At 31.4% G+C, this 21717-nt stretch carries 25 protein-coding genes; 3 read left to right on the top strand and 22 right to left on the bottom strand.

All coding sequences use genetic code 11. The annotated features are described in order from the left end of the window. Positions 1-72: 72 nt before the first annotated feature. The 3 genes from HNR33_RS05395 to HNR33_RS05385 all read right to left on the bottom strand — a co-directional run bounded on the left by HNR33_RS05395 (position 73) and on the right by HNR33_RS05385 (position 1569). Positions 73-480, bottom strand: coding sequence for a hypothetical protein (locus HNR33_RS05395; protein ID WP_429080933.1), 408 nt, complete (start codon positions 478-480; stop codon positions 73-75). An 84-nt stretch (positions 481-564) separates the two neighbouring features. After that, positions 565-765 carry a helix-turn-helix domain-containing protein gene (locus tag HNR33_RS05390; protein WP_429080931.1) on the bottom strand — a complete coding sequence of 67 codons (201 nt, stop codon included), beginning with the start codon at positions 763-765 and terminating at the stop codon, positions 565-567. Positions 766-816: 51 nt separating this feature from the next. Beyond that, the gene (locus HNR33_RS05385) at positions 817-1569 is read right to left on the bottom strand and encodes a hypothetical protein (protein WP_429080929.1); all 753 of its coding nucleotides are present in this window, start codon (positions 1567-1569) and stop codon (positions 817-819) included. 145 nt (positions 1570-1714) lie between these two features. Between HNR33_RS05385 and HNR33_RS05380 the strand changes: the two genes are divergently transcribed. Next, positions 1715-2461 (top strand): hypothetical protein, encoded by a 747-nt coding sequence (locus HNR33_RS05380; RefSeq protein ID WP_429080926.1) that lies wholly within the window; start codon positions 1715-1717, stop codon positions 2459-2461. Between the two features lie 549 nt (positions 2462-3010). Further along, a complete protein-coding gene (locus tag HNR33_RS05375) occupies positions 3011-3718 on the top strand; it encodes a MerR family transcriptional regulator (RefSeq protein WP_429080923.1) in 708 nt (235 codons plus the stop codon). A 161-nt stretch (positions 3719-3879) separates the two neighbouring features. On the opposite strand, the gene HNR33_RS05370 is transcribed toward HNR33_RS05375, so the two are convergent. The 17 genes from HNR33_RS05370 to HNR33_RS05290 form a co-directional block, all read right to left on the bottom strand. Next, the gene (locus HNR33_RS05370) at positions 3880-4068 is read right to left on the bottom strand and encodes a hypothetical protein (protein WP_429080921.1); all 189 of its coding nucleotides are present in this window, start codon (positions 4066-4068) and stop codon (positions 3880-3882) included. Positions 4069-4179: 111 nt separating this feature from the next. Next, positions 4180-4932, bottom strand: coding sequence for an aminoglycoside phosphotransferase family protein (locus HNR33_RS05365; RefSeq protein ID WP_429080918.1), 753 nt, complete (start codon positions 4930-4932; stop codon positions 4180-4182). A gap of 370 nt (positions 4933-5302) precedes the next feature. Continuing rightward, positions 5303-5884: a hypothetical protein gene (locus tag HNR33_RS05360; RefSeq protein WP_429080916.1), complete on the bottom strand. Its 582-nt coding sequence runs from the start codon at positions 5882-5884 to the stop codon at positions 5303-5305. A 117-nt stretch (positions 5885-6001) separates the two neighbouring features. Then, a complete protein-coding gene (locus tag HNR33_RS05355; RefSeq protein ID WP_429080914.1) occupies positions 6002-6838 on the bottom strand; it encodes a helix-turn-helix domain-containing protein in 837 nt (278 codons plus the stop codon). 159 nt (positions 6839-6997) lie between these two features. Further along, a complete protein-coding gene (locus HNR33_RS05350) occupies positions 6998-7579 on the bottom strand; it encodes a hypothetical protein (protein WP_429080912.1) in 582 nt (193 codons plus the stop codon). 240 nt (positions 7580-7819) lie between these two features. Next, positions 7820-8716: an EFR1 family ferrodoxin gene (locus HNR33_RS05345; RefSeq protein WP_429080909.1), complete on the bottom strand. Its 897-nt coding sequence runs from the start codon at positions 8714-8716 to the stop codon at positions 7820-7822. A gap of 640 nt (positions 8717-9356) precedes the next feature. Further along, positions 9357-10601, bottom strand: coding sequence for a S41 family peptidase (locus tag HNR33_RS05340; protein ID WP_429080907.1), 1245 nt, complete (start codon positions 10599-10601; stop codon positions 9357-9359). Between the two features lie 91 nt (positions 10602-10692). Beyond that, positions 10693-11544 (bottom strand): DUF4037 domain-containing protein, encoded by an 852-nt coding sequence (locus HNR33_RS05335; RefSeq protein WP_429080905.1) that lies wholly within the window; start codon positions 11542-11544, stop codon positions 10693-10695. Between the two features lie 89 nt (positions 11545-11633). After that, positions 11634-11792 carry a hypothetical protein gene (locus tag HNR33_RS05330; RefSeq protein WP_429080904.1) on the bottom strand — a complete coding sequence of 53 codons (159 nt, stop codon included), beginning with the start codon at positions 11790-11792 and terminating at the stop codon, positions 11634-11636. A gap of 1 nt (position 11793) precedes the next feature. Next, positions 11794-12228, bottom strand: coding sequence for a DUF3788 domain-containing protein (locus tag HNR33_RS05325; RefSeq protein WP_429080902.1), 435 nt, complete (start codon positions 12226-12228; stop codon positions 11794-11796). A gap of 22 nt (positions 12229-12250) precedes the next feature. Further along, the gene (locus HNR33_RS05320) at positions 12251-12388 is read right to left on the bottom strand and encodes a hypothetical protein (RefSeq protein ID WP_429080900.1); all 138 of its coding nucleotides are present in this window, start codon (positions 12386-12388) and stop codon (positions 12251-12253) included. Positions 12389-12575: 187 nt separating this feature from the next. Continuing rightward, positions 12576-13205 carry a nucleotidyltransferase family protein gene (locus HNR33_RS05315; RefSeq protein ID WP_429080898.1) on the bottom strand — a complete coding sequence of 210 codons (630 nt, stop codon included), beginning with the start codon at positions 13203-13205 and terminating at the stop codon, positions 12576-12578. Positions 13206-13370: 165 nt separating this feature from the next. Continuing rightward, positions 13371-13895, bottom strand: a complete 525-nt coding sequence (locus HNR33_RS05310) for an NUDIX domain-containing protein (protein WP_429080895.1) — start codon at positions 13893-13895, stop codon at positions 13371-13373. A 216-nt stretch (positions 13896-14111) separates the two neighbouring features. Beyond that, positions 14112-14945, bottom strand: a complete 834-nt coding sequence (locus HNR33_RS05305) for a VanW family protein (RefSeq protein ID WP_429080893.1) — start codon at positions 14943-14945, stop codon at positions 14112-14114. Between the two features lie 156 nt (positions 14946-15101). Further along, positions 15102-15515 (bottom strand): GFA family protein, encoded by a 414-nt coding sequence (locus HNR33_RS05300; RefSeq protein ID WP_429080890.1) that lies wholly within the window; start codon positions 15513-15515, stop codon positions 15102-15104. A gap of 548 nt (positions 15516-16063) precedes the next feature. Continuing rightward, positions 16064-16531 (bottom strand): hypothetical protein, encoded by a 468-nt coding sequence (locus HNR33_RS05295; RefSeq protein WP_429080889.1) that lies wholly within the window; start codon positions 16529-16531, stop codon positions 16064-16066. 336 nt (positions 16532-16867) lie between these two features. Further along, entirely contained in the window at positions 16868-17854 is a 987-nt protein-coding gene (locus tag HNR33_RS05290; RefSeq protein ID WP_429080887.1) for a phosphotransferase enzyme family protein, read from the bottom strand. A gap of 582 nt (positions 17855-18436) precedes the next feature. Here HNR33_RS05290 and HNR33_RS05285 point away from each other — a divergent pair. Continuing rightward, entirely contained in the window at positions 18437-19351 is a 915-nt protein-coding gene (locus HNR33_RS05285; RefSeq protein WP_429080886.1) for a DMT family transporter, read from the top strand. Between the two features lie 40 nt (positions 19352-19391). Here the strand turns inward: HNR33_RS05285 and HNR33_RS05280 are convergent, their stop codons facing one another. Both HNR33_RS05280 and HNR33_RS05275 read right to left on the bottom strand, forming a co-directional pair. Continuing rightward, a complete protein-coding gene (locus tag HNR33_RS05280) occupies positions 19392-19745 on the bottom strand; it encodes a PqqD family protein (RefSeq protein WP_429080884.1) in 354 nt (117 codons plus the stop codon). Between the two features lie 8 nt (positions 19746-19753). After that, complete coding sequence (locus tag HNR33_RS05275) at positions 19754-21679, bottom strand: OPT family oligopeptide transporter (RefSeq protein WP_429080882.1); 1926 nt, start codon at positions 21677-21679, stop codon at positions 19754-19756. Positions 21680-21717: the final 38 nt, after the last annotated feature.

Below are 21717 nucleotides of genomic sequence, written 5' to 3'. Positions count from 1 at the left end.
AACTAGAATCCGTTCAGTATTTAAATACATTAGCATAACTATAATAACTTTCTCTTTATTTTTTACCAAACTTCAACAGTCATATTCTTGTAATATTTTTTTGCAATTTTCCAAAATTTGTTTTTTATACGAATATGCTAATTGCTTACTTATCCCTATTTCTTTAGCTGAATTGGTTAATGATTTATTTTCAACTATATTTTTATAGATTATTTGTATTTTATTTTTAGGTAAACTCTTAAAATAGTAAAATATTTTTCTATTTTCTATATATTCAATCCAATTATCTTCATTTAGAGTTACTATATCTTCGCTTACAATAGTATTCTTATTACATATATCATTACTCAATTCCTCTCTTTTCTTTATATCTTTTTTAATGAAGTCAATTCTTTTACCTAGATACCACTTTTTTAAATAGCTAATCAAATATCTTTCTAAAAACGTTTCTTCCAAATGATCATTATCTATATTATACATAGAATAACCCCCCTTAAATAAAAAGAGAGGTTTATATGTATAAAAGTAAAATTTTTTACAAAATTTATTTTAATCTTTGAAATATTATACTTTGTTAGGATATTTGAACTTTTTTATTGCAATTAATGTAATTTCGACTAAGTCTGAGTATAAATCTTCATAAAATATACCGTTAATTGTACTATACCTAATCATTAAAGGTTTATATCTATCTATGAAAAATATAGCATTAGCAGCATCTTTTTTTGCTAACACAATCTTTTCTAAAAGACGTTTATCTTCCATATCTATGACTCCTTTTCTATTTTTATATTATTTAGGTATTAATATACTTGTCTATTTATCTCCTTTAAAATCTAAAAGTTCAAAACTATTATCCTTAAACTTGTAATTATCTATATGTTCTTGGTGTTCTGTATATCGTCCTAAACTATCAGTTACAAAGTGAATATAAGTATACTTTAAATCGTCACCAACTATATCAATTTCACCAATAACTTTATCCACTATATCTGTATCATTCTTGTTATATAACATATACCGGTCTCCCGACCACACCATTTTAAATTTAGGATTATCATAAGTATATATTATATATTTGGAACCAAAAACACCGCTTCCTATGCCACTAGGTTTTGTAGTAGTGACAATAAATTTATTGTCTGAAGTCACAAAATATTGTTCAATATTTACTCCTCTAAACAGAATGTTATATTTGTTATTATCAGTACTTAATATTATAAAATTTTCTTTTTCAATTTCTGAATTTCTGTCATAAATCACTATTTCATAATCACTATCTTCATCTAATTGAACAAAATGTATATTAGTCATATCTAATTTATCCAGCCATATCAGATCATCACCTTTATACTGTTCTCTAATCGATGTTATTATGTCATCATTGACAAAATTATTCTGTTCAAAATTAGAAATTATTTCTTTATCAGTTGTTTTACTTTTCTGCACATTTACTATAGTTAAAAGCATTATTAAAATTAAAACCAAATTTCTAACCTTTGAAGTTGGTTTAAAACAAAAATATAAAAACACAATGAATAAACCTAGTGTTATAGAAGTATTCAGCATATATATTCTCTCCTCATAAACTTATTTTTGAATTATTTCCCTAAATAATCTTTTTATGATTATTTCATATAAATTATATATCGATTTTACATTTATGTAAATATTTCTCTCTTACTATTTGAATAAATAAAAAGGGGGTTTTTTTATGTTCAAGAAAGTGTTAATGTTTTGCTTAGTACTTGCCATAGCAATAACTGGATCTTCCATTTCCAGTTTTGCCTGGGAAGGAGATGATTGGCTTCAAGCTTACTGGAGTGCTGAAATGGAGTGGACTCAAGATGAATGGGGATATGGAAGAGAGCAGTATGTTACTTTCAATGAGTACAAAAGTTATGGCCAATCTATAACAATAACAAAAACAAATGATGGCAGTTTATATCCTGAAGCACGGAACTTAAATGATGTGGATTTAGTTGCAAGAGTCATTTTTGCAGAAATTGTTAATGTCCCTCCACGTGAAGACAATGCTTTTGCTGTTGCACAAGTAATAAAAAATAGAATGGGTACATCTAAAACTGCTAGATCAGTTGTTATCGCAAGATACCAGTTCTCTTCAATTTCAGATGGTAATCCTTACTTCGCAAATCCATCAAAATATAATGACCCACAGCTATGGGCAGAGTGTGTGTTTTTAGCTGGTTGTCTAGTAAATAGTGACTCAATTCCTCTTAAGTATCCTAGCGGTAACTCTGGTGGAAAACATACTAGTATAGGAACACGATTGCATTTTTATGACGTTCAGTATGGTATGCCATTTTATGACATAAATAAAGTAAAATGTACTACTTCCAATGTGACTACAAAGGCTTACTATTATAAAACTAGTACTACTTATAATAAGATATTAACAGCACCAGTTAAAATTGGTAGTCATGTTTATTTTACTTATTAAAATTTCTTAGCTAATTATTTAGAAGTAATTTTCAAGACTATAGGTAATTAAAAATATTCTTGCTTGCCTATAGTCTTTTATATTTTAGCTACTTTTCTTTCATTTTTCAGTTCAAATTATATTCTTAATTAACTTTTCTAACAATATTTTTCTAGGTCAATATATACGGCAGCATACTTCATAAACAAAAGGCTGTACTTCTTCCCTTATTGCTTTATATAACAAATTTCACTAGGTTCTTGTTATATCTCTATGTAGATATATCTATTGCTTATCATTTTATAAAGATCATCTTAATCATCGAGTCCCTTAAGTTAATCATGGTAATATTCAGTGACTTGACAGTTTTTTAAAACATATATGTTAAATTCATCTTTTAAAAATTGAATTCTAAGCAAAAATCCATATAAGATTTCAGATAAAAATATATCTACTAACATTATGTTCGACGTTAATTAAGCTCTAAAATTAATGTTTGACAGTTCCGTTACGTAATCAATTATAATGGATTTATGAAGTACTTCATAAAAATTGAAATGAGGAATCTCAATGAAAATAAATGAATTAGCCCACAAATATAAGATATCTATACGTACGATTAGATATTATGAAGAAATTGGCTTAATATCTTCAAGAAGAGATGAAGCAAATATTCGAGAATTTAATGAACTTCAGATAGAGCGACTTGAACTAATACTTTTCTTCAAAAACCTTGGCTTAAAACTAACTCAAATCAAAAATATATTAACAAACATGGATGTTAATACTATTAAGTCTTTGTTCAAAAAAAGAATGTCTGATATAAGCAGCGAAATAAACAGATTAAATAATGAGAAACAGATATTAATAACTGTTCTTGATATACTCAGTTGCAAAGATGATAGCAAAATAAATGTCAAAGAATTTATTAAAGAACAAATATATTTCCAAAAAAATAATGAAAGGATGTTTTACATGGATAATTATAAAAACAATATTATCATCGAAATAGGAGAGAGTTTAATACCATTAGTAAATAAACAAGTAAATGGTATATTAATTGATTCAATAAAAAGCATGCGTTTAGAACTTGAAAAAAAATATAACATAAAATTAGATTTAATCAGAATTACAGATAATCCAGATCTTCTCTCTCCAAATGAATACCGGATATTAAAGGATGGAGTGCAAATGATCTATGAATCAATTATTGAGAATAATAGCGCTCGACAAAACGATCAAATAATATCTGATTTGAAAAATGTAATACTAAGTTAATATTAATGTTAGCATAACCAATAGAGCCGATGGTCGCCCATCTCCCCGGGCACAGTTGTCCTGTACTGTAACCTTAGAGTTTACCTACTAATGGCCAGCCAACTAACCTGACGCTCTATATTTTTTCTTCTAAATGTTACCGGATTCTACCTGTTCTATTATTAATCAATATCTTCCAAACAACTTTCTTTCCATATCCTATTTTCTTCTGTTTTGAGTTCTATATAAGTTTCCATAGTCACACATAGCATGTGCACTATCGCATAAAGTAATATTCGTTTTCTATCAGAATTTATGCCATTTCCATCTAAAAACGCTATCCATCTGTCATCATTGTTATCTCCAAACATCTTCTAGAGACATTAGCTTTGTTACCATCCATTTTTCGTCTTTCTTTTACAGATAAATATTCCATAAAAATGGACTTACGTGTACCAGAGATGGTTCTGGAAAGTGTTTATTTACTGCCTTGCACTTAACTGTTCATTAGGGCATTCACCCTCTCTAGCTACTATAATAACTGATAAATAATCCCGTATCATTTCTCTAGTAACATTCATTTCTATAAGATATAAGTCTGCCAGTGTTTTCTTTAATTGCATTAACATTTCTCTATCTTCAACTTCTGCCGAAACAGGTGTATATTCCACTAAAAATACAGTTCTTGCAACATCATATAAGTAATCTCCACGGCACACATTCATAAAATCTATAGCCATTGTATGTCCATCCGATATGAAAATATTGCCAGGGTGGAAATCACCATGACAAAGTGTATTTCCATTTCTCAGTTTATCTAATATTTGCAATACTTCTTTTCGTTTCTTTGAATTAACTAATGATGCATTCACTATATTACATTCTAAAAATTCCTTATAATTGGGCACATTGCTAATCTTATTCTGAAGGATTGTCTTATGCAGTTTTGCCATATATACCGCACATCCCTGCGCATTACCAGTTTTTAAAACCCAATTTAACAGGGATTCACCTTCTACTTTGTCATATATAATACCCATTCGCTCTTTGCAAAAAATAATCTCATGTACCTTTGGCTTCGCAAAATCCATATTACTTATTGCCTTTGCATTTTGAAATTCTTTTTCTATCGCTTCTTTTGGATAGTCTTGATAGAAGAGTTTAAGTACTCTACCTTTTTCCCATTCATACACAGTTGCTGTATTACCTACACCAATTATTTTTCCATACTTCATTTACTTTCCTCCCAGTCTTACCGATTTCTCTGCTTTGACTTCCGTGACGCTAAACACGCCGTCTTCTGTTTTATGAGGCTGAATATGCTTTAGGAATTACAGTCTCCCCTATAGCCTACATAGTTCCCAGATAAAGAAAATAAACAATTCACATAAGAGTCAAAAAGCTGACTTTCACCTTACAAGAATTGCTAAGCTTTCTTGGTACGCTAACGTTCTTGAGTTTACAAGGTTCATGAACCCTAGCCAGAATTGGACTGGAAAATGAATTTGGCTGGGGTTCAGGGTAACTGTAAATTCTTTGTTAGGTGATGGTAACTATCCTACGAGTAAACACCTCATAACCTCAGTATTCTAGTATAATAATAAGTTATTCTAAAATTTCAAAAGCAAATTCGCATGGTTCTTTTCCCAAACTTGTAATTGGAGATGATAATACTCCAATAGTTTTCAATTTAACCCCTAATGCATTTTGATAATGATACCTAAAATGACCTGCACAACATAGGCAATAAGTTGATGATATAGATTCTCCAATTTTTTCATCATGAAGACAAGGACATGCACATTTAAAACCTTCTTCTCCTTGGTAATATATTCCTGTTTTAATATTACCATCTTCGTCTAATATAGGCTTACCCATATTAGGCACTTCCCAAAGTGCTTTCAATTTTTCTTCAAGGTTTTTCCCCTTTAATTCCTTTCCTAGTTTTTTAACATCTTTATCACGGTTTCCACTTTTACAACAAGCACACCAATCAATAATTTCATATTTTGTATCATAGTCCATCAATTCATCCATTTTTTCCATTGCTTGAGTAAAGAAGGATATCTTTTTTCTTTTAGATGCTTTATCATCCAAATCTTCATGTCCTTTAAAAATTTGATTAATAATCGATTCATCAACATTGTGTTTATGTAATGATTTTTTTAATTTTTCTGGGTATGGCATAATATCTTCTCCTTTTTTATGAATTGTTCATACTCGAATATTTCAGCCTATAACCAATTTCGCATAGCGGTTAGCTTCTGTTACATTTAAGAACTAGATCCCCAAATCTCTGTTCTACTATTTCTTTTTAACGATTGGTATAAACATTGTAAATTGATGCCTTGTAAATCCTTGAGGCGTAGACACATGTCCCATTCCATAACGGTTATGATAAGTTGGGTCATTGATTTCATTAGCAATCTCGAAACATTCGCTATCTTCTACCCACTTTTTTAAAGCAAAAAAAGCTTTTGTCTTTTCGTCATCTTCATCATAAGAAGTCGTTACTGCATATAATCCGCCTGGAAAATCAAATACCTCATATCCATTCGTATCTGTTAAGCCTTCTTGAATAGCATATAACCACTCTGGACGACCAGTTCTTTCATTGTTCCACCAAAAATCTTTTGGAAAAAGCACCCCCTTCTCTTTTGCAGCAATAGTTGGCCACCACTCACCAAATTCCCAAATGTCTCTATCACCAGAACGTGCCATTTTTGCTGCAGGTAATTCAATAATTTTGTGTTCCATTTCACTTAATCCTCCAACCATTAATGTAAAGGTGAAATGTGGATACACTTCCAATCTTGCATTCTCATTATTACGTGCTAATGATGGAGTTATACCGTGAAATTTCTTAAAAGCACGTGAAAATGAAGAATGGGATCCATAACCATATCTTATAGCTATATCAATGATTTTATCGTTGCTATTTCGTATATCATATCCAGCTAAAGTCAATCTACGTTTCATGATATATTCAGACATTGGAACTCCAACGATAAATGAGAATAGTCGTTGGAACTCATACTTTGAGCAACATAGAATTTTAGCAAGTGCCGATAAATCAATATTTTCCAGAAGATTGTTTTCAACATAGTTAACAGCCACATTCATTTTTGAAAGCCAACTCACAAAATCACCTCCCTATTAAAATTGTACTAATTTTCAAAACAAAAGCTATGCAATCTATGCAGTTTAAAGTATAAAACGCTTATTATAAACATGTTATGATGTTCTACATGCTTTTAGTGAAATGTATACAAATAGTATGTTAGTGGACGTAAATTCATCTCACTCTACTCTTTTAAAAACACGTGTCCCATATTCTACTTCTAAGAGTATTTCTCCATCAACTATTCTCCCGGTATAGTGTCTAGGGTTCTGTTCTACTCCCTCTATAATATGTCTATTCTCCCATATAGGGTTCTCGTCCAATGGAATTTCTCCACTAGTTTTGTACTCTACACTAATTTCTTTGCTAAATAAGTCACTTTCTTGTACCTCAACACTAAATGTGATTACATCATCTACAATTTCTAAGTTTTGCATATTAGCCACAAAAAATCCTGGATAGTAGCCTTCTCGTACTTCATCAAACTCATCGCTTGTCCCATAATACCTTCCTTGAAGCTTGCCATTAACGATTTCAAGAACTATATAATGGTCCTCAATCAAATCTTCCGAATCATTTTCATAATCATACTTAAATATTCCTGTAAAACTGTTATCATCATCTGCTGTCACGCTAATTGATTCACTACTCTCTTCAGTTATTTTTTCTGAATTGATACGACTACCATTATGTGTTTTATTGCAAGAACTTAGCAATATTGCACATAAACCTAAAAGGAACATTCTTACAAGCATTCTCATTTTCTCAACCTCTACCTTTCATATTAATCTGTTAACAAAATATATGACCCATATGATTACTAACATTCTTGCTAGTCCCGATGTTATACACGTTTTCAGTAAAACATTGGGACTAGCAAAAACCAAGCCACTTTAAGCTTTTGTTCAATTACCCTTAATTCAATTTCTTGATCTATAAAATCACTAACATAGTTGTTGAATTCTATATTGTTTTCATCTCCAGCAAAAAAACTTGTGAATTTAATCTTTTTCTAATAAATATTTTCTTACTCCAGACCACAAATATCCTTTACTACACTTTTTAACTGGTTGGAGTTCTTTCTCTTTCATTCTTTCTTCTATACTTTCTATACTATATCCATCTTTTATGATAATAAATTTATATTTATCAGTATAAATAGCTTTTAAAGGACATCCATATATACAACGCATACAAACTATACATTGGTTTGAAAATATCGGCTTTTCCTCAACCATGCTTATATTATTACTTGGACAATTTTTTGCACACCATCCACATCCATTACAACTTTCTTTTGTCATTAATGATAAACCAAATAATCCTGAATACTTCTTTTCTATTCTTGAAAATAAATGTATGAACTTTGTACCTATTTTGAATCCTGTTCTATGTCTTTTCCCTATAATAACATCATTTGCAATCTTGTTGGTTACTACAGGGATTTTTTTTAATAGCCACATACTCAAATCATCATTCGTTTTAACCACAAAATTTGACGGCATTACTAACATTTTCTCATAGAATACTTTGTAACCTTTCTTTTCTAGTGCTTTAATGCAAGATACTCTGCATAAAGTGTTTGGCCATATATTGCCACCTCCTGATACAGATATCACAACTGTCGGAATATCATTTTCAAATGTCAAGTCCTCAATCCAATCATAAACAGGTTGTGGTGCATCAAAAGCATAAACAGGATAAATTACAAGTAATAATTTTACTTTATGAATAATTTCATTATATTGAGTAGATAATGATTTTTTTATGCTTAAATCCAATGGGTATTTAATTGTATAATAATGTCTTTCATTAAATATTTCCTCAAAAGTTTCAGCAATTCGCTTTGTACTACCAGTACCTGAAAAATAAACTATTAAAACATTATCTTTATTCATAACCTATTCCTCCGATATTAAAGTCTTCCGCCAACTCTCAGGATTGTATCTGAAGTTGAAAGCACAAAATAATTAATCCTCGATATCCACACTCATTAATCAAGAGCTATAACCACTTTATGCTTTTTTCATTTTCAGATACAATCAGTTGAACGATGTAGCAGACCACCATGCTATGGTATTTCAAGCTTTCTTATTTTGTGTATATGTTTTTAATAAATCTTTGTTTACTTTTTTACCAAAAAGATTCAATGAATATATTTAATATTTTTTGTATAATTCCCAACTACTTGCAAAAAGAGCTTATTTATGAGTATCAGTAAAAAATTATATACGATTTAATTTGTTTGGTTTTCAACGCCACTTCAGCGGTTTAGTTCAAAGGCTGGCACTCACTACATCCTCCAGCCTTAGATAATTCTTATCTTAGTCTGGAGGATGTAGTCAAGGCAGCCTTTTCGAAATATCCTTCCTGCTTTTTGCCCTTTGTGCGAGTACTTTGTTATTCGAAGTTACAAACCCCACTCCCCATAATTCAGAGTGCAACAGGATATGTCACCCTTAAATATCCCCGTTAAATTTATGTTGTATATAATACAAATAATATGTGTGAATAATCCTTATAATAGGAATTTAAACTTTAGCCTTTAATTTCTAAAATCATATCTACTTCCCTGTCTACTCCATTTAAGTAGTTCTCAAAAATTTGTTCAACATAAATATCCGGGTAAAGTGAATCTTTTTCGTATCCTTTAATTAATTCAAAATACTTTGTTGAATACCATACAGTAACAGGAGTGTTTTTAAGAGTAAAGCTTTTTAACTCACCATAGCTATTTACATTTCCGCCTGTTGGTATTCCTACAAGTATGCTGTGTAACTGTTCTTTAATTTGTATTGCGTTAATAATTGCAGATGAAAATGTATTTTTTCCTATGATTGTATATACTTTAAAATAACTGTCTTTTTGCAGTTTTGACAGTTCTGAAATCATAGGTTCAAATATTCTAGAATTGCCACCCGAATTATATCTCAGGTCTATAATTACTTTTTTATAGTTATTTTCTTTAATTTCGTTGCTTACACTTGACACAAATTTTTTCATAGAAAGTTCTGGTGCTTCTCGACAACTGTTGTATTGTATGTAAAAGCAGCTTTTATCCAGTGGCATAGCACTGTAAACTCCACGCAAAACAGTTTTGGGAGTGGTTTTTTGAACAACACTTGAAATTTTGGCTCCTGCAACTTCTTGTTCATTCATTGATTTAATTTCAAATGACTGCTTATTTCCGCTACTGTCTTCTACTTTTAGTAGGATTGGTTCTCCTTTTTCAATAATACCTAAGTATTCTAATGGCTCTCTGAAATTGATAGTGTTTGAAAAACTATTTTCTGCCCAAGCTTCGTTTTCATAGCTCATAATTTCTTTAGCACGAGTAAATATATCATTAATATCCATATCATTTATTGCAAGTAATTTACATCCTAAATATTGTTCATTCTCTTTCTCTAGCATCATCAAATGCCAACCATCACTATATTTTTTGACAGCAAAACCTAATGCATTTAAATGTTTATATTGAGAATCTATAAAAGCTATATTGGTATGTGCATCTCCTACCATAGATAAAAGATGCTTTAAAGAGTAGTAGAAGTCACTATCACTCATTTCAGCCGTTTTTTCAGCTATCTTTTGTTTTTCTATTTCAAACTCATTTTTTGATATATTTGCATATAGATTTTTATGACTTCTTTCTAAAACATCACAAAAATAATCTAAATCCTCAAGTTTAGGATTAGAATCTGTGCTGGTCGAACTGATTGAACAAGCAGTTAAAATATTCATTAGAAAGAAAATTATTGCTAAATAATTTATTTTCTTCATATTTACCTCCAGTAAATTCAATATAAATTATTATTACCTCTTACTTCCTACTTCCATATAAATATGAACTAATAAAATCTCCAAAGCTTTACTAGAACAATCCGTGGAAGTTCACACCGTTACCTAGGTATTGTTCTTTATATAACACCTTCAGCTCATCTATAATATGATTCAATAATTTATAAGATTGATTGATACCTTCTGAATAACTGCCAAGGTTAACAACCTCCAATAATTTTTCATTACATTTTTCAGGTTTGATATTAAATTTTTCAATAAAATGAAGTGTCCTTTTTCGACTTGGAAAATAAGTTCTATTCATTGCAAACAAAGCTTGCAGGAAATGATCGATTGCTATATCTAATGCAAAGTGGTAAAACAGTACATCTTTTCTGATTACAGCACGTTCTAAATCTTCTTTGTCTTCTAGCTTGTCAAAATGATATTGTACAAGTGTTTTTGCTAATTTTTCAGGATAATCAGACAATCTTTCTTTTAAAGAATATAAAAAGTCATTTTTATCGTATAAAATATTAATATTCTTCAACATTGCACAACGGCCTACTGGATAGTAATAATTGTCCAACTTATCTGGATAGTCTCCATTTAAAATAGCTTCTACCTCATTCAATGTTTCGTTTACCGTAAAATACATTAACCAAGTTTCAACACCATTTATAATTCCAAAATCTCCAATTCCCCAATGTCCCTCATCAAAAACATTAATTTTACCTTCTTGTAATAAGTAACCCATTTCGTCCATTATAACGTTCCTTTTCTGAAAATCAGGTATAGTATTACAATATATAAAAATATCAATGTCTCCTTCCGCTTCTTTGGGAAATGGATTTTTGCTTCCACTTATTCCAATTGATTGTACTTCGTCCATAATAGAAATATTATTAATTAATCTATGTATAATCTCTTCAGTACTGTGAAACATTGTATCCCCTCCTATTGGAAATATAAACTTCAACTCCTAAATAATTTCAAAGTCAACTTCACAATATATTTTTTAGATATGAAAACTTTTTAAATTAAGACTTTTAAGCCTTCCCCTCTTGATGATAAGACTTCAAATTCATGCTTAGTAACATAAGAGCAATAGTGAATACGACCGTCGAATTCAATCATATTTTTAAATCTAAATAAACTCTCAGGAGCTGTAACATATTCTAATACCTTACCCAAATTACTTCTTAACGGGATTTCTTTTTATTACAATAAGAGTTTTTATATCCTCCAAATCTTCTTTATTCAAAACTCTATAATGCATCCATCCGCCTTCGCCACATGGGTATCTATGTTCCCATATATCTTTCGTTTTTGGAGATAAATCTTGTAATTTACTATACAACTTTGATAATTCATTTTTCCCTATTTGAATCATCACAGTAAATGCACCTTTTTCAAAGAACACATAGCATATATGCTTATTTTTATGACTGTATTTATAACCCCAACCATAATTCTTTCCGAAAGGAAAGCGAAGTTCAGTACATAGTTCATATGAACTATTTAAAAACTTTTGAAGTTCTTTAAAGTATATACTACGTTCATCTCCAATAGTTTCGTATATGTCATTTATTGTTGGAATTACATCTTTTCTAAGCATTCTCTCATACATTACGTTACCACCCCACAGTATATTAACTATTTTCCCATCTTGTATACATACCTTTATCAGTATTGATATGTTTACCACTTTCATACGATTTCTTGAAATAGTCAAAAAAACTATCTCTATCTCTCATTGGAATTCCTAAACTTGAAAAATGACTTGCCATTATTACACTCCTTTCTATAGTGTCGTGTGACATCTAGCATTTGTGACGTCTATAAGTTGGAATCAATAGCCATTCTTCTTGGTGGAGCTTTGTTCCTAATGAAGAAGTGTAGCGCACCTAAACTGTTCCAAATACGTGAATCCGTGCACCTTTGCGCTAAATGCTTTGTTAGGAAATTTTTCAAATGCTACTTTCTTATAAATATCTTTTTATCCTCAACAAATGGAATTAATCTATCATCCCATTGAACTACATCCAATTCTGGCCACTTCTGAATCCATTTTTCGACTTTGATATTATAAATATCTTCTGTTATTTGTCTATTATTAGCCCTAACCTTCATTTTGAAAAGATCGTTTAGTCCAAATGGTGCATAAATTTCCCAACATCTTTCAGATATCTTTCTTACACCTAATGAACTTGCTGTTGTTGGCCAAGTATTTATTGCGCTTTCAACTGATTTATATGATTCAATATCATACCCAAATTTTTCTCTATACCACAAATGAACTCTTGCTTCATTCTTCACATCAAGCCAAAAGGGATACTCTCCTAATTCTTGATTTAAGTACTCGACGATTTTCTCCTCATGCTTTTCTTCTAGATTTCGAGGATTATAAAAAACTATATCAATATCATCTATCCCATAATCTGCTGGCCGGTTTGTTAATACATTCCATACTGTTTGCACGATAGCACCTGCTCCAATATAACAATTTTCAATTTCTAACTCATATAAAGCCAACGCCACTTTCTGCAAATGCAAACTTTTATCAATTATATCTATCAGCCTTTCAGCTTCTTTCACTGAATTCATTAAACTGAACTCCTTCTATATTAATTTGTACAAATTTCAACTTGAACGTTGCCTAACATTTTGGATATTCCTGATGTTTTGCAACCTTAGATAGCTCTTATCTTAAGCTGTAGAATATTATGAATACCGTGCTATGCAACGGTTAATACGGAAGTACTATATCATTTATAGAGCCAATAACTCTCTAATCCCCATACTCTCAATCTTAGCTAATACATAATTTTCTCGTTGAGTCCATATATCATCTTTATTCAAACACATTTGAAACTCTATATTTTTTAAAATTGCTTCATTGATACTAATCCATATTGGTTTAAACGCTAGTTCAATTTCGTATCCGTCTAACGATTGTTCTCCCATATCATTTGATACTTCACACACGTAATAATACGATGTCATTTCAAAGATTTTATCTTTTTCATACATATCCATTTTACGTTCTAATACTTTACCAATCATACTACTGACACGTCTACACCTATAACCTGTTTCTTCAACAATTTCTCTTGATAGTGCCTCTTCATGTGTTTCATTTTTTTTAATTCCACCACCAGGAAGTTTATAATCTCCTTGGTTTGATGCAACCATTAAAATTTTATCATCTCTAATTGAAATAGCTCTTACTGCTTGCCTCGTAATAATATCTTGCCCGTTTCTTTCTTTAAGCCCTATCAATTTATCAAAATACATTCTTCTTACCACCTACTTACTGTTTGTTTTTGGAAACCCAGTATTAATTGTCATATAACATCCTATATTTGTATCATCACTGAACCGAACCCCATAGCATTACTTCCCTAGTGTAGCTTGCTCCCAGTGAAGGGGTGTTGTACACCTGGTTTCCCCCAAAAACTTATCCTTGCGCACCCTTGTGTAAATACCGTGCTATGTGATAATCAGTCCTTTTTATATCCCTAGTTCCTTACTTGTATCTAATAATGGCTCATACATCATTAATGCATGATTTTCACATATGGATTCGTCATCTATTAATTTATTATTCATATCTAGTATCTCTCTTCTAATAAGATTATGTCTTACATAGCCACCCCAATATTCATGAGTTATCTTATGTTCTTTCTCATATACCCTATATTTTAAATATGGCTTTATATCGGTTCTAATTTCACCTGTAAGGTGCTCGTCTTCGATTCTAATGCTAATTTGATATGTTTCATTAGTTTCGTTTGAAATTTGTAAATCTCTATAATTATAAACACACGTTGCACCGCTTCCAAATGGTTGTGTTCTATTAGAATCAGGAAAAACATCAAAACTATGTCTATGCCTTTCAATTACTGTTAATGGTGTATGCAATGTCATCCAATATATTAGATTCGATAACTGGCATAATCCTCCACCAATTTCTGCTCTAAACTTCCCGTAATAAAGATTCATTCCCTTCTTATAACCTTTAAATCTCGTTGGATTACCGATACTTTTCCAATATGAAAATGTTTCGCCTGGTTTTATGAGTATTCCATTAACTCGATTTAATGCTATCTTTAAGTTTTCAACTTTATTATGCTGTAACCACATATCTACATTTCTTAAATTTCTATATAAAGGTGTTCTATGCGAAAAAAATATGTTCTCTAGATACTTGCTATATTTCGTTTTTGCATATCTTTTGCTCCCAAAATACCAATTAAAATATCTAAGCAATCTATAATATCTCTTGCCTAAGAAAACACGTAATTTACTTCTATAAATGGGTTTTAAATTCTCAAAACTAGCCATTGTGATCCCCCCATGACCCAATTTTATGCCAGATAGACTGATTTCACATAATGCTTAGGAATATATGAAGTCTTGTGACCCGTAGGGTTGGCGTGATTCTTGGTATCAAGAACCATGAATTGATTTTCAAATCCTCTTCGTTATACATATTTACAATCAAGTTTTATTCACTTTTGGAAGCTGATCAAACTTGGGCACTTTATCTAAGTCATTGTCCCAATTAGCTTTGCTTGCTAAGTAAATATGCCCTTGAGGTTTTATAAGTACTTCACTGTCAAGACACCCTGCTGGAACAACTAATAGTTTTCCATCCATCTGAATATTTGGAAGCGCAGATCCACAATCAGAGCAGAAACTTCTTATGTGCCCAGTTGATTTAAAATTAAAAGTTTTTACTTTATTTTCACCTGACAACCATCTTAACTTGGCTGTGGAAGAAAACAGATTTGCAGCATGTGCCGAACCAGTATCTTTACGACAACGCTCACAATGGCAAAGAAAGAAATTTTCAAAATCTCCCTCTATCTCAAAAACAATTTCACCACAAAGACATGATCCTGTGTGTTTCATAATTATTACTCCTTCCTTGATTTTTTCGGTTTTAATACGGTAATAAAATAACATTTAAGCAAACATATATCTTTACTATTAAAATTATTACATCCTTCTAAGCTGCAACTCATCTCATTGACGTGATCATTTCGAACAGCAAAGAACATGACAATGGAGCTGACGGCCTCAAAAGTCTGCTATGATCTCCCCATCTTCCTCGTCATGGACGGCAAGGTTGAATTCCTTCTTCCAGTTTATGAGACAGAAATTACCTATACCGTCTGTCACTCGCCACGTCGTTGAGCTTACAAGGTCTACTCATTGTTACGAGGCTCCAAGCACCTAATGCAGGCATTACTAGGTTAGCGAAACAATGTGGTGAGCACGCCCCGTAAGGAATACTTCTCCGACAAACCCTAGAGGAATCCCCTGCGAACCTTTACGAAGATGCATTGCTAGATGTAGTTTTCACCACTTCACTTTGAGCTTAGATTACTCTAACTTTCTATTGATTTATTACGTTTTATAAGAATATTTTGCATCATTAATATGGTCATTCCATGAAGTTATTCAAGTTTTTTCAGCCCATCAAAAAGCTCATTATACGACTTTTGATTTTTACACCTACCATATGACAACTCCTTATTATCACCAAACTCAAGAAGAAAACACTTTGTCAATTCTTCTACTGTTTGTTCTAATGATATAAAAAACTGACTATATGCAAAATCATATGCAGGTGTTGCTTCTTCAAAACTAGCAATAATTAGAGATTCTGTAACCTGGTCAAGCGGATACATTTTCAAATGGAACAATTCATGAACAATTACTTCTTCAAGATTTTCTTGTTTTAGATTGGCTATGTTAAGAAGAAGAACCGCTTTTCTATCATCGCAGTCAACCTTAATATCTCCTGTTTTTCTCCAGTTAAAATCATCAACAAATTCAAGTCGAATATCCCAGTATGGAGATACACGCAATTTCTTGCACCAGAATTCAAATGATTGAAATAATTTATTTTTATCGATTTTCATTTTTCACCTCATAAAATATAAATATCTTTAACTCAAACTCATCTTTATTTACAATCCTGTCTCAGTAAAATTAAACCTAAAAACTTTTAAGCTACTGCTCTATTAAAAAAATTACACCTAACGCCCCAGTATTTGCGATGTCCCTGAGCTGACTCCCAGAGATAGTCCCCTTACCTCCCAGCGAAGGGATGTGGTGCACAATGCACTAGGCTTGTACCCTAGTGCACCCTTGCACAAGTACATTGTTATACGGTATTATGACTTCAAGCCCTAATTATTGCTCTAAACTGATTTTATTAAGAGGCTAACAAAATATCAGCCTCTTAATAATAATTACTATATTATCTTTACATCAAATGACTTTGAACGTTGATTCATAGAGAATGTCAGTTTATCTCTTAAATTAACTAACCACTCAGGCTCATTGTCCCAAACCTCTGATGAAGATAATAAAATCCTAACATAACCATATAAATTTGCAAATCTTCTAAATATGTGCATATATGATAGCATCTCGTCAGAAACATAAAATTCTTCTCTGTAACCTTCAATAAAAATATCCTTCATTACAAAATAATTATCACAAGATGATTCATTCATTATGCTATCCAACGCCTGTTCAATATCCATTGCATACCAGTGATACATTGTATCATCAAAGTCTATAATACTTAAAGTATCAGTAGTTTGATCATAAAAAATATTATCTAACTCAAAATCGTAATGAATCAATCCAAAAGTTGTATGATTTTGGGGTAGTTTTAGCAAATATGATCTTAGTTCTTTTACCTCCTGCATAGCCTTTACTTCATTTTCAAAATTTGATAGTACCTTTTCGATCCATCGAAGAACATCTTCATATGACCAACGGGATCTTGTTTTCGGTTTGTACTCTGAAGATAGCTTATGCAATTTACCTAAATACTTACCATGTTTTCTGCAAATATCATAATTGTAATCTATCTCCCCTAATTGAACTCCAGCAACTCTTTCAAATACAACTGCAAAATAATCACCCCAAGGTGTACTTACTTCTAGAAGCTCTTGATTATTTTTTGAAGCTACAGTACATAAAGCTGGATAGCCATTTGATCTCAGATAGTGGATAAAATCTAATTCACTTATTAAGTTACTCTTAATTTTTTCTTCAACGGGAGAAAATCTTAATAATCTTGTTTTTCCATTATACTTAAATGGATAAACAGCGTTTGATGAAATTCTATAATAGTTAAACATATCCAAAGAAAGTGTATCGTATTCCCAATTTTTCACTAGCATTTCAGCCAAATCTCTATTGTCAAAAAGATGCTTCAATTTTAACATGTTATTCTACCTCTTTCATACTAAATTATTTTGTACTAACAAACTTGTTGAAATAGTAAAATAACAGCACTAACATTTATACTATTTCAACTTAAACAAAAATCACCTTATTTCGTATTAATCGACGTTTCATGTCGCTCACTCCCTTCAAAATTATTATTTATTAGTTTAACTTCGTGATCTTTTGACCCCAAAGAAATACTCGGAAATTGAAGTCATAATTTCTTATAACTATTGCATTCTCTAACCATGTGTTCGTGAATTTCTGCTTATAGGTGTATACTTTATTAATAACCTATCCAACTGACTTTTTATCTTACTAATATTTTCTTTTGTTACATGAGTTTATATTTCCAGTACTTTTTTCTAGCAATCTCTCCTACCTTAACTTTTATAATTTAATCTTACTCTTATAATTCTACACATGCCATACATTCCCTTTATTTTTTACAAAAACTAACATATAAACTAATATCTCTACCTAATTAATTATTTAAATTTATTTATATCCTAAATTCTAATTAAGTGATAATATAATAGTTGGTATCCATGAAATAATATGTGATGTAAAGGAGAATAGACATGAAAAAACAAGAATTACTTCCTATTATCAGTGTAATATTTACAGTATTTGTTTGGGGACTTTCATTCTTAAGCATAAAGGTTGCTATAGATGTCATACCTCCTATGACTTTAGGTTTAGTAAGATTTGTTATAGCTTCAGTGTTTTTATTTGCAGTTTTTAAAATTAAGGAGCCAAATACAAAAGTAAATAAGAAAGATTTACCGCTCATGGCTATAGCAGGGCTTATAGGTGTAACCATTTATTTTTTCTTTGAAAATAATGGTGTTAAACTATTACCAGCATCTACTGCTTCACTGATAATTGCTACTATCCCTATTTTCACTTTTATCTCTGAAACTATTATTTTTAAAACAAGACTAACAAAATTGAAGATGCTTAGCGTGTTTATTTCGTTTATAGGTGTCTTCTTTATCGTAAATATAAATTTCAAAGAACTAACCTCTTCTGGCAGCTTCCTAGGATACCTACATATGTTAGGAGCAGTATTAGCATGGGTTGTATATTCGCTTGTAACAAAACCGTTATTCGGTAAATATTCTCAGCTTACTATAGTTTTCTATCAATCTGTTTTTGGAACTATATTTTTTATACCATTTTCTTTATTCGAATCAACTAACATATCTATGATTAGTCCAACAATAATATTCAATGTACTTTACTTAGGAATATTCTGTTCTGCCATTGGCTATTATACTTATGTTTATTCTATGGAACATCTAGGAGTATCTACTTCATCTCTATATTTAAACATGCTTCCTCTTGTAACTGTTATAGCTAGTTATTTTATTCTAGATGAAAAAATTTCTTCGCCTCAAATAATTGGAGGACTACTGATAGTTTTATCTGTATATATAGTTGGATATGAAGATAAAAAAACTCTTAAAAATAATGTAGTATTAGAAAATACATAATATAAAGGCTTATTTAGACATAGTCTAAATAAGCCTCTTATTATCCCATCATCTCTTCTTTTCTAAATCTAATCCATCCCTTTTTATTTAGATACCTAAGATACATTATGAGCCTTTCATATATTGGTTCGCATTTATCTCCAAATTGCTTGAACAGGCATTGCCCAATATCATACACTGTTTTTCGATCATCTATTTCTTTCCATACAAAAGTACCTAGTTCATCTAGTTTTACATCTGTAGCTGTAGGCCTTTTGGTAAGCCAACTAGTTATTTTCTCAGCTAACTTGTCATGATGAATTATTAAATAAATATTACCATTTTTTTCTTTCCATGTATCATGATTTCTACTCGGTATATACAATAGGAAGTTATCCTTACTTTTTTTTGACATATTATCACCTATACATCTCTTGTGTTTACTTTAGTAGTAAAGTAGTATATCCATATTGCTAATATCAAAAATGCTATAGAAGCCGTAATTGGGTTTCCAGTTATCCCTGGCGCTATCCTCTTCCCGATAGCTATGTCAATATTTAATCCTGCAAACGCAGCTATGACTATTCCCATCAATGCATCACCAGCGACCAACCCAGATGACAATAAAATTCCTTTTTCAGTTTGCTTTTTAAGTAAATTATCATCTTTTTTGAACTTTTTATCTACAAGTGTTCTTATTATACCCCCAACTAAAATACCTGCACTTAAATGTATTGGCAAATACAGGCCTAGAGCAAATGCCAATATTGGTATTCCCATTAGTTCGCACATCACACCGAAAACTGCACCTATTATAACTAGTGTCCATGGAAGCTTACCTGTCATAACTCCTTTTACAACCATTGACATCAATGTAGCTTGTGGCGCTGGTATTTGTTCAGACCCCATTCCATAAATATTATGCAAGAGCAGTATGACCATACCAACAAATATTGAACTGGCTATTATTCCAATGTACATACCTACTTGAATATTTCTAGGAGTACCTCCAATAATGTATGTAGTCTTCATGTTCTGTCCTGCTCCACCTGCAACAGCAATACCTACACACACTATTCCTCCAGCAATTATAGCTGCTAACATTCCTGTATCGCCTACAAATCCTATAAGTCTCAGTATTGAAGTTACAAATAATAAAGTAGCAATCGTCATACCAGACACAGGGTTATTAGATACACCTACTATTCCTACTATTCTTGCTGAAACAACAGAGAAGAAAAATGCAAAAATTATAACCATTAAAGCACCAACTGGTCCAACATCAATTATAGGTAAGACCCACGAAAGAATAAATACTAGTATAGCTCCACCAATTATCCAAGTTAGTGGTATATCTTTATCTGTTCTTTTGTTTCCTCCGCCACTTGCTCCTATACCTGACATTGCTGATTTAAATGAACTTACGATTGTTGGTGCTGATTTAGCCAAACTGATGAATCCTCCTGCTGCAACTGCACCTGCTCCTACATATCGTATATAGCTGCTCCATATAGACCAAGCACTCATGTCAGCAATCAAGTCAGTTGATGGAAATAATGGAACCGTTAGACCTGAACCAACATATTTGATAAGCGGTATTAATCCAATCCATGCAACTAAAGCTCCAGAAAACATATATAAAGCTGCTTCTATCCCAACTATATAACCTACTCCAACAAGTGAAGCTAAAACATCTACACCAAAAATAGTATTTTGAACCGGTTTAATAGTCCACTCTGGCTCCTCAAGCCATAGAGCGAATCCACCAGATAAAAGCTTATATATTGCCCCTCCAAATAAACCTGATAATACTGTTTTAAAACCTGTTCCACCAGTACTACCTGTAACAAGAACTTCAGCAGCTGCCATTCCTTCTGGATATACAAGCTCTCCATGCTCTTCTACAGTAAGAAACCTTCTTAACGGAACAATAAATAAAACTCCTAAAAGTCCCCCTAATAAAGTAACAACTACTATTGTACTAAGCTTTAATGTCATTCCCCAAATTATAATAGCAGGAAGTGTAAATATAAGCCCGCCTGCGATTGATTCTCCCATAGATCCTACTGATTGAATAAGGTTTGCTTCCAAAATATTGTTTCTTCTTAATACTCCTCTAAGTATACCTGTTGCAAGTATAGCACCTGGTATAGAAGCTGAAATCGTCAACCCAACCTTTAATCCTAAGTATGTATTTGCAGCACCAAACAATATAGCAAAAAGACATCCTATTACTAGAGATGCTGTAGTTATCTCTGGCATTGCTTCGTCTGCCGGTATATAAGGTATATAATCCTTTCCATGAATTCCTCCATAAGCATTATGTGACAAACCTTTTTTCTCTGGCATTTTCAACCCTCCATTTATGTTATTTTGCTTCTTCCTAT

Origin of the sequence: Brassicibacter mesophilus (genome assembly GCF_050433385.1) — a bacterium.
GTDB classification, from domain to species: Bacteria; Bacillota; Clostridia; order Tissierellales; family Proteiniboraceae; genus Brassicibacter; species Brassicibacter mesophilus.
Note: the sequence above shows the minus strand (reverse complement) of the source record. Positions and strands in the feature narration are given on the sequence as shown.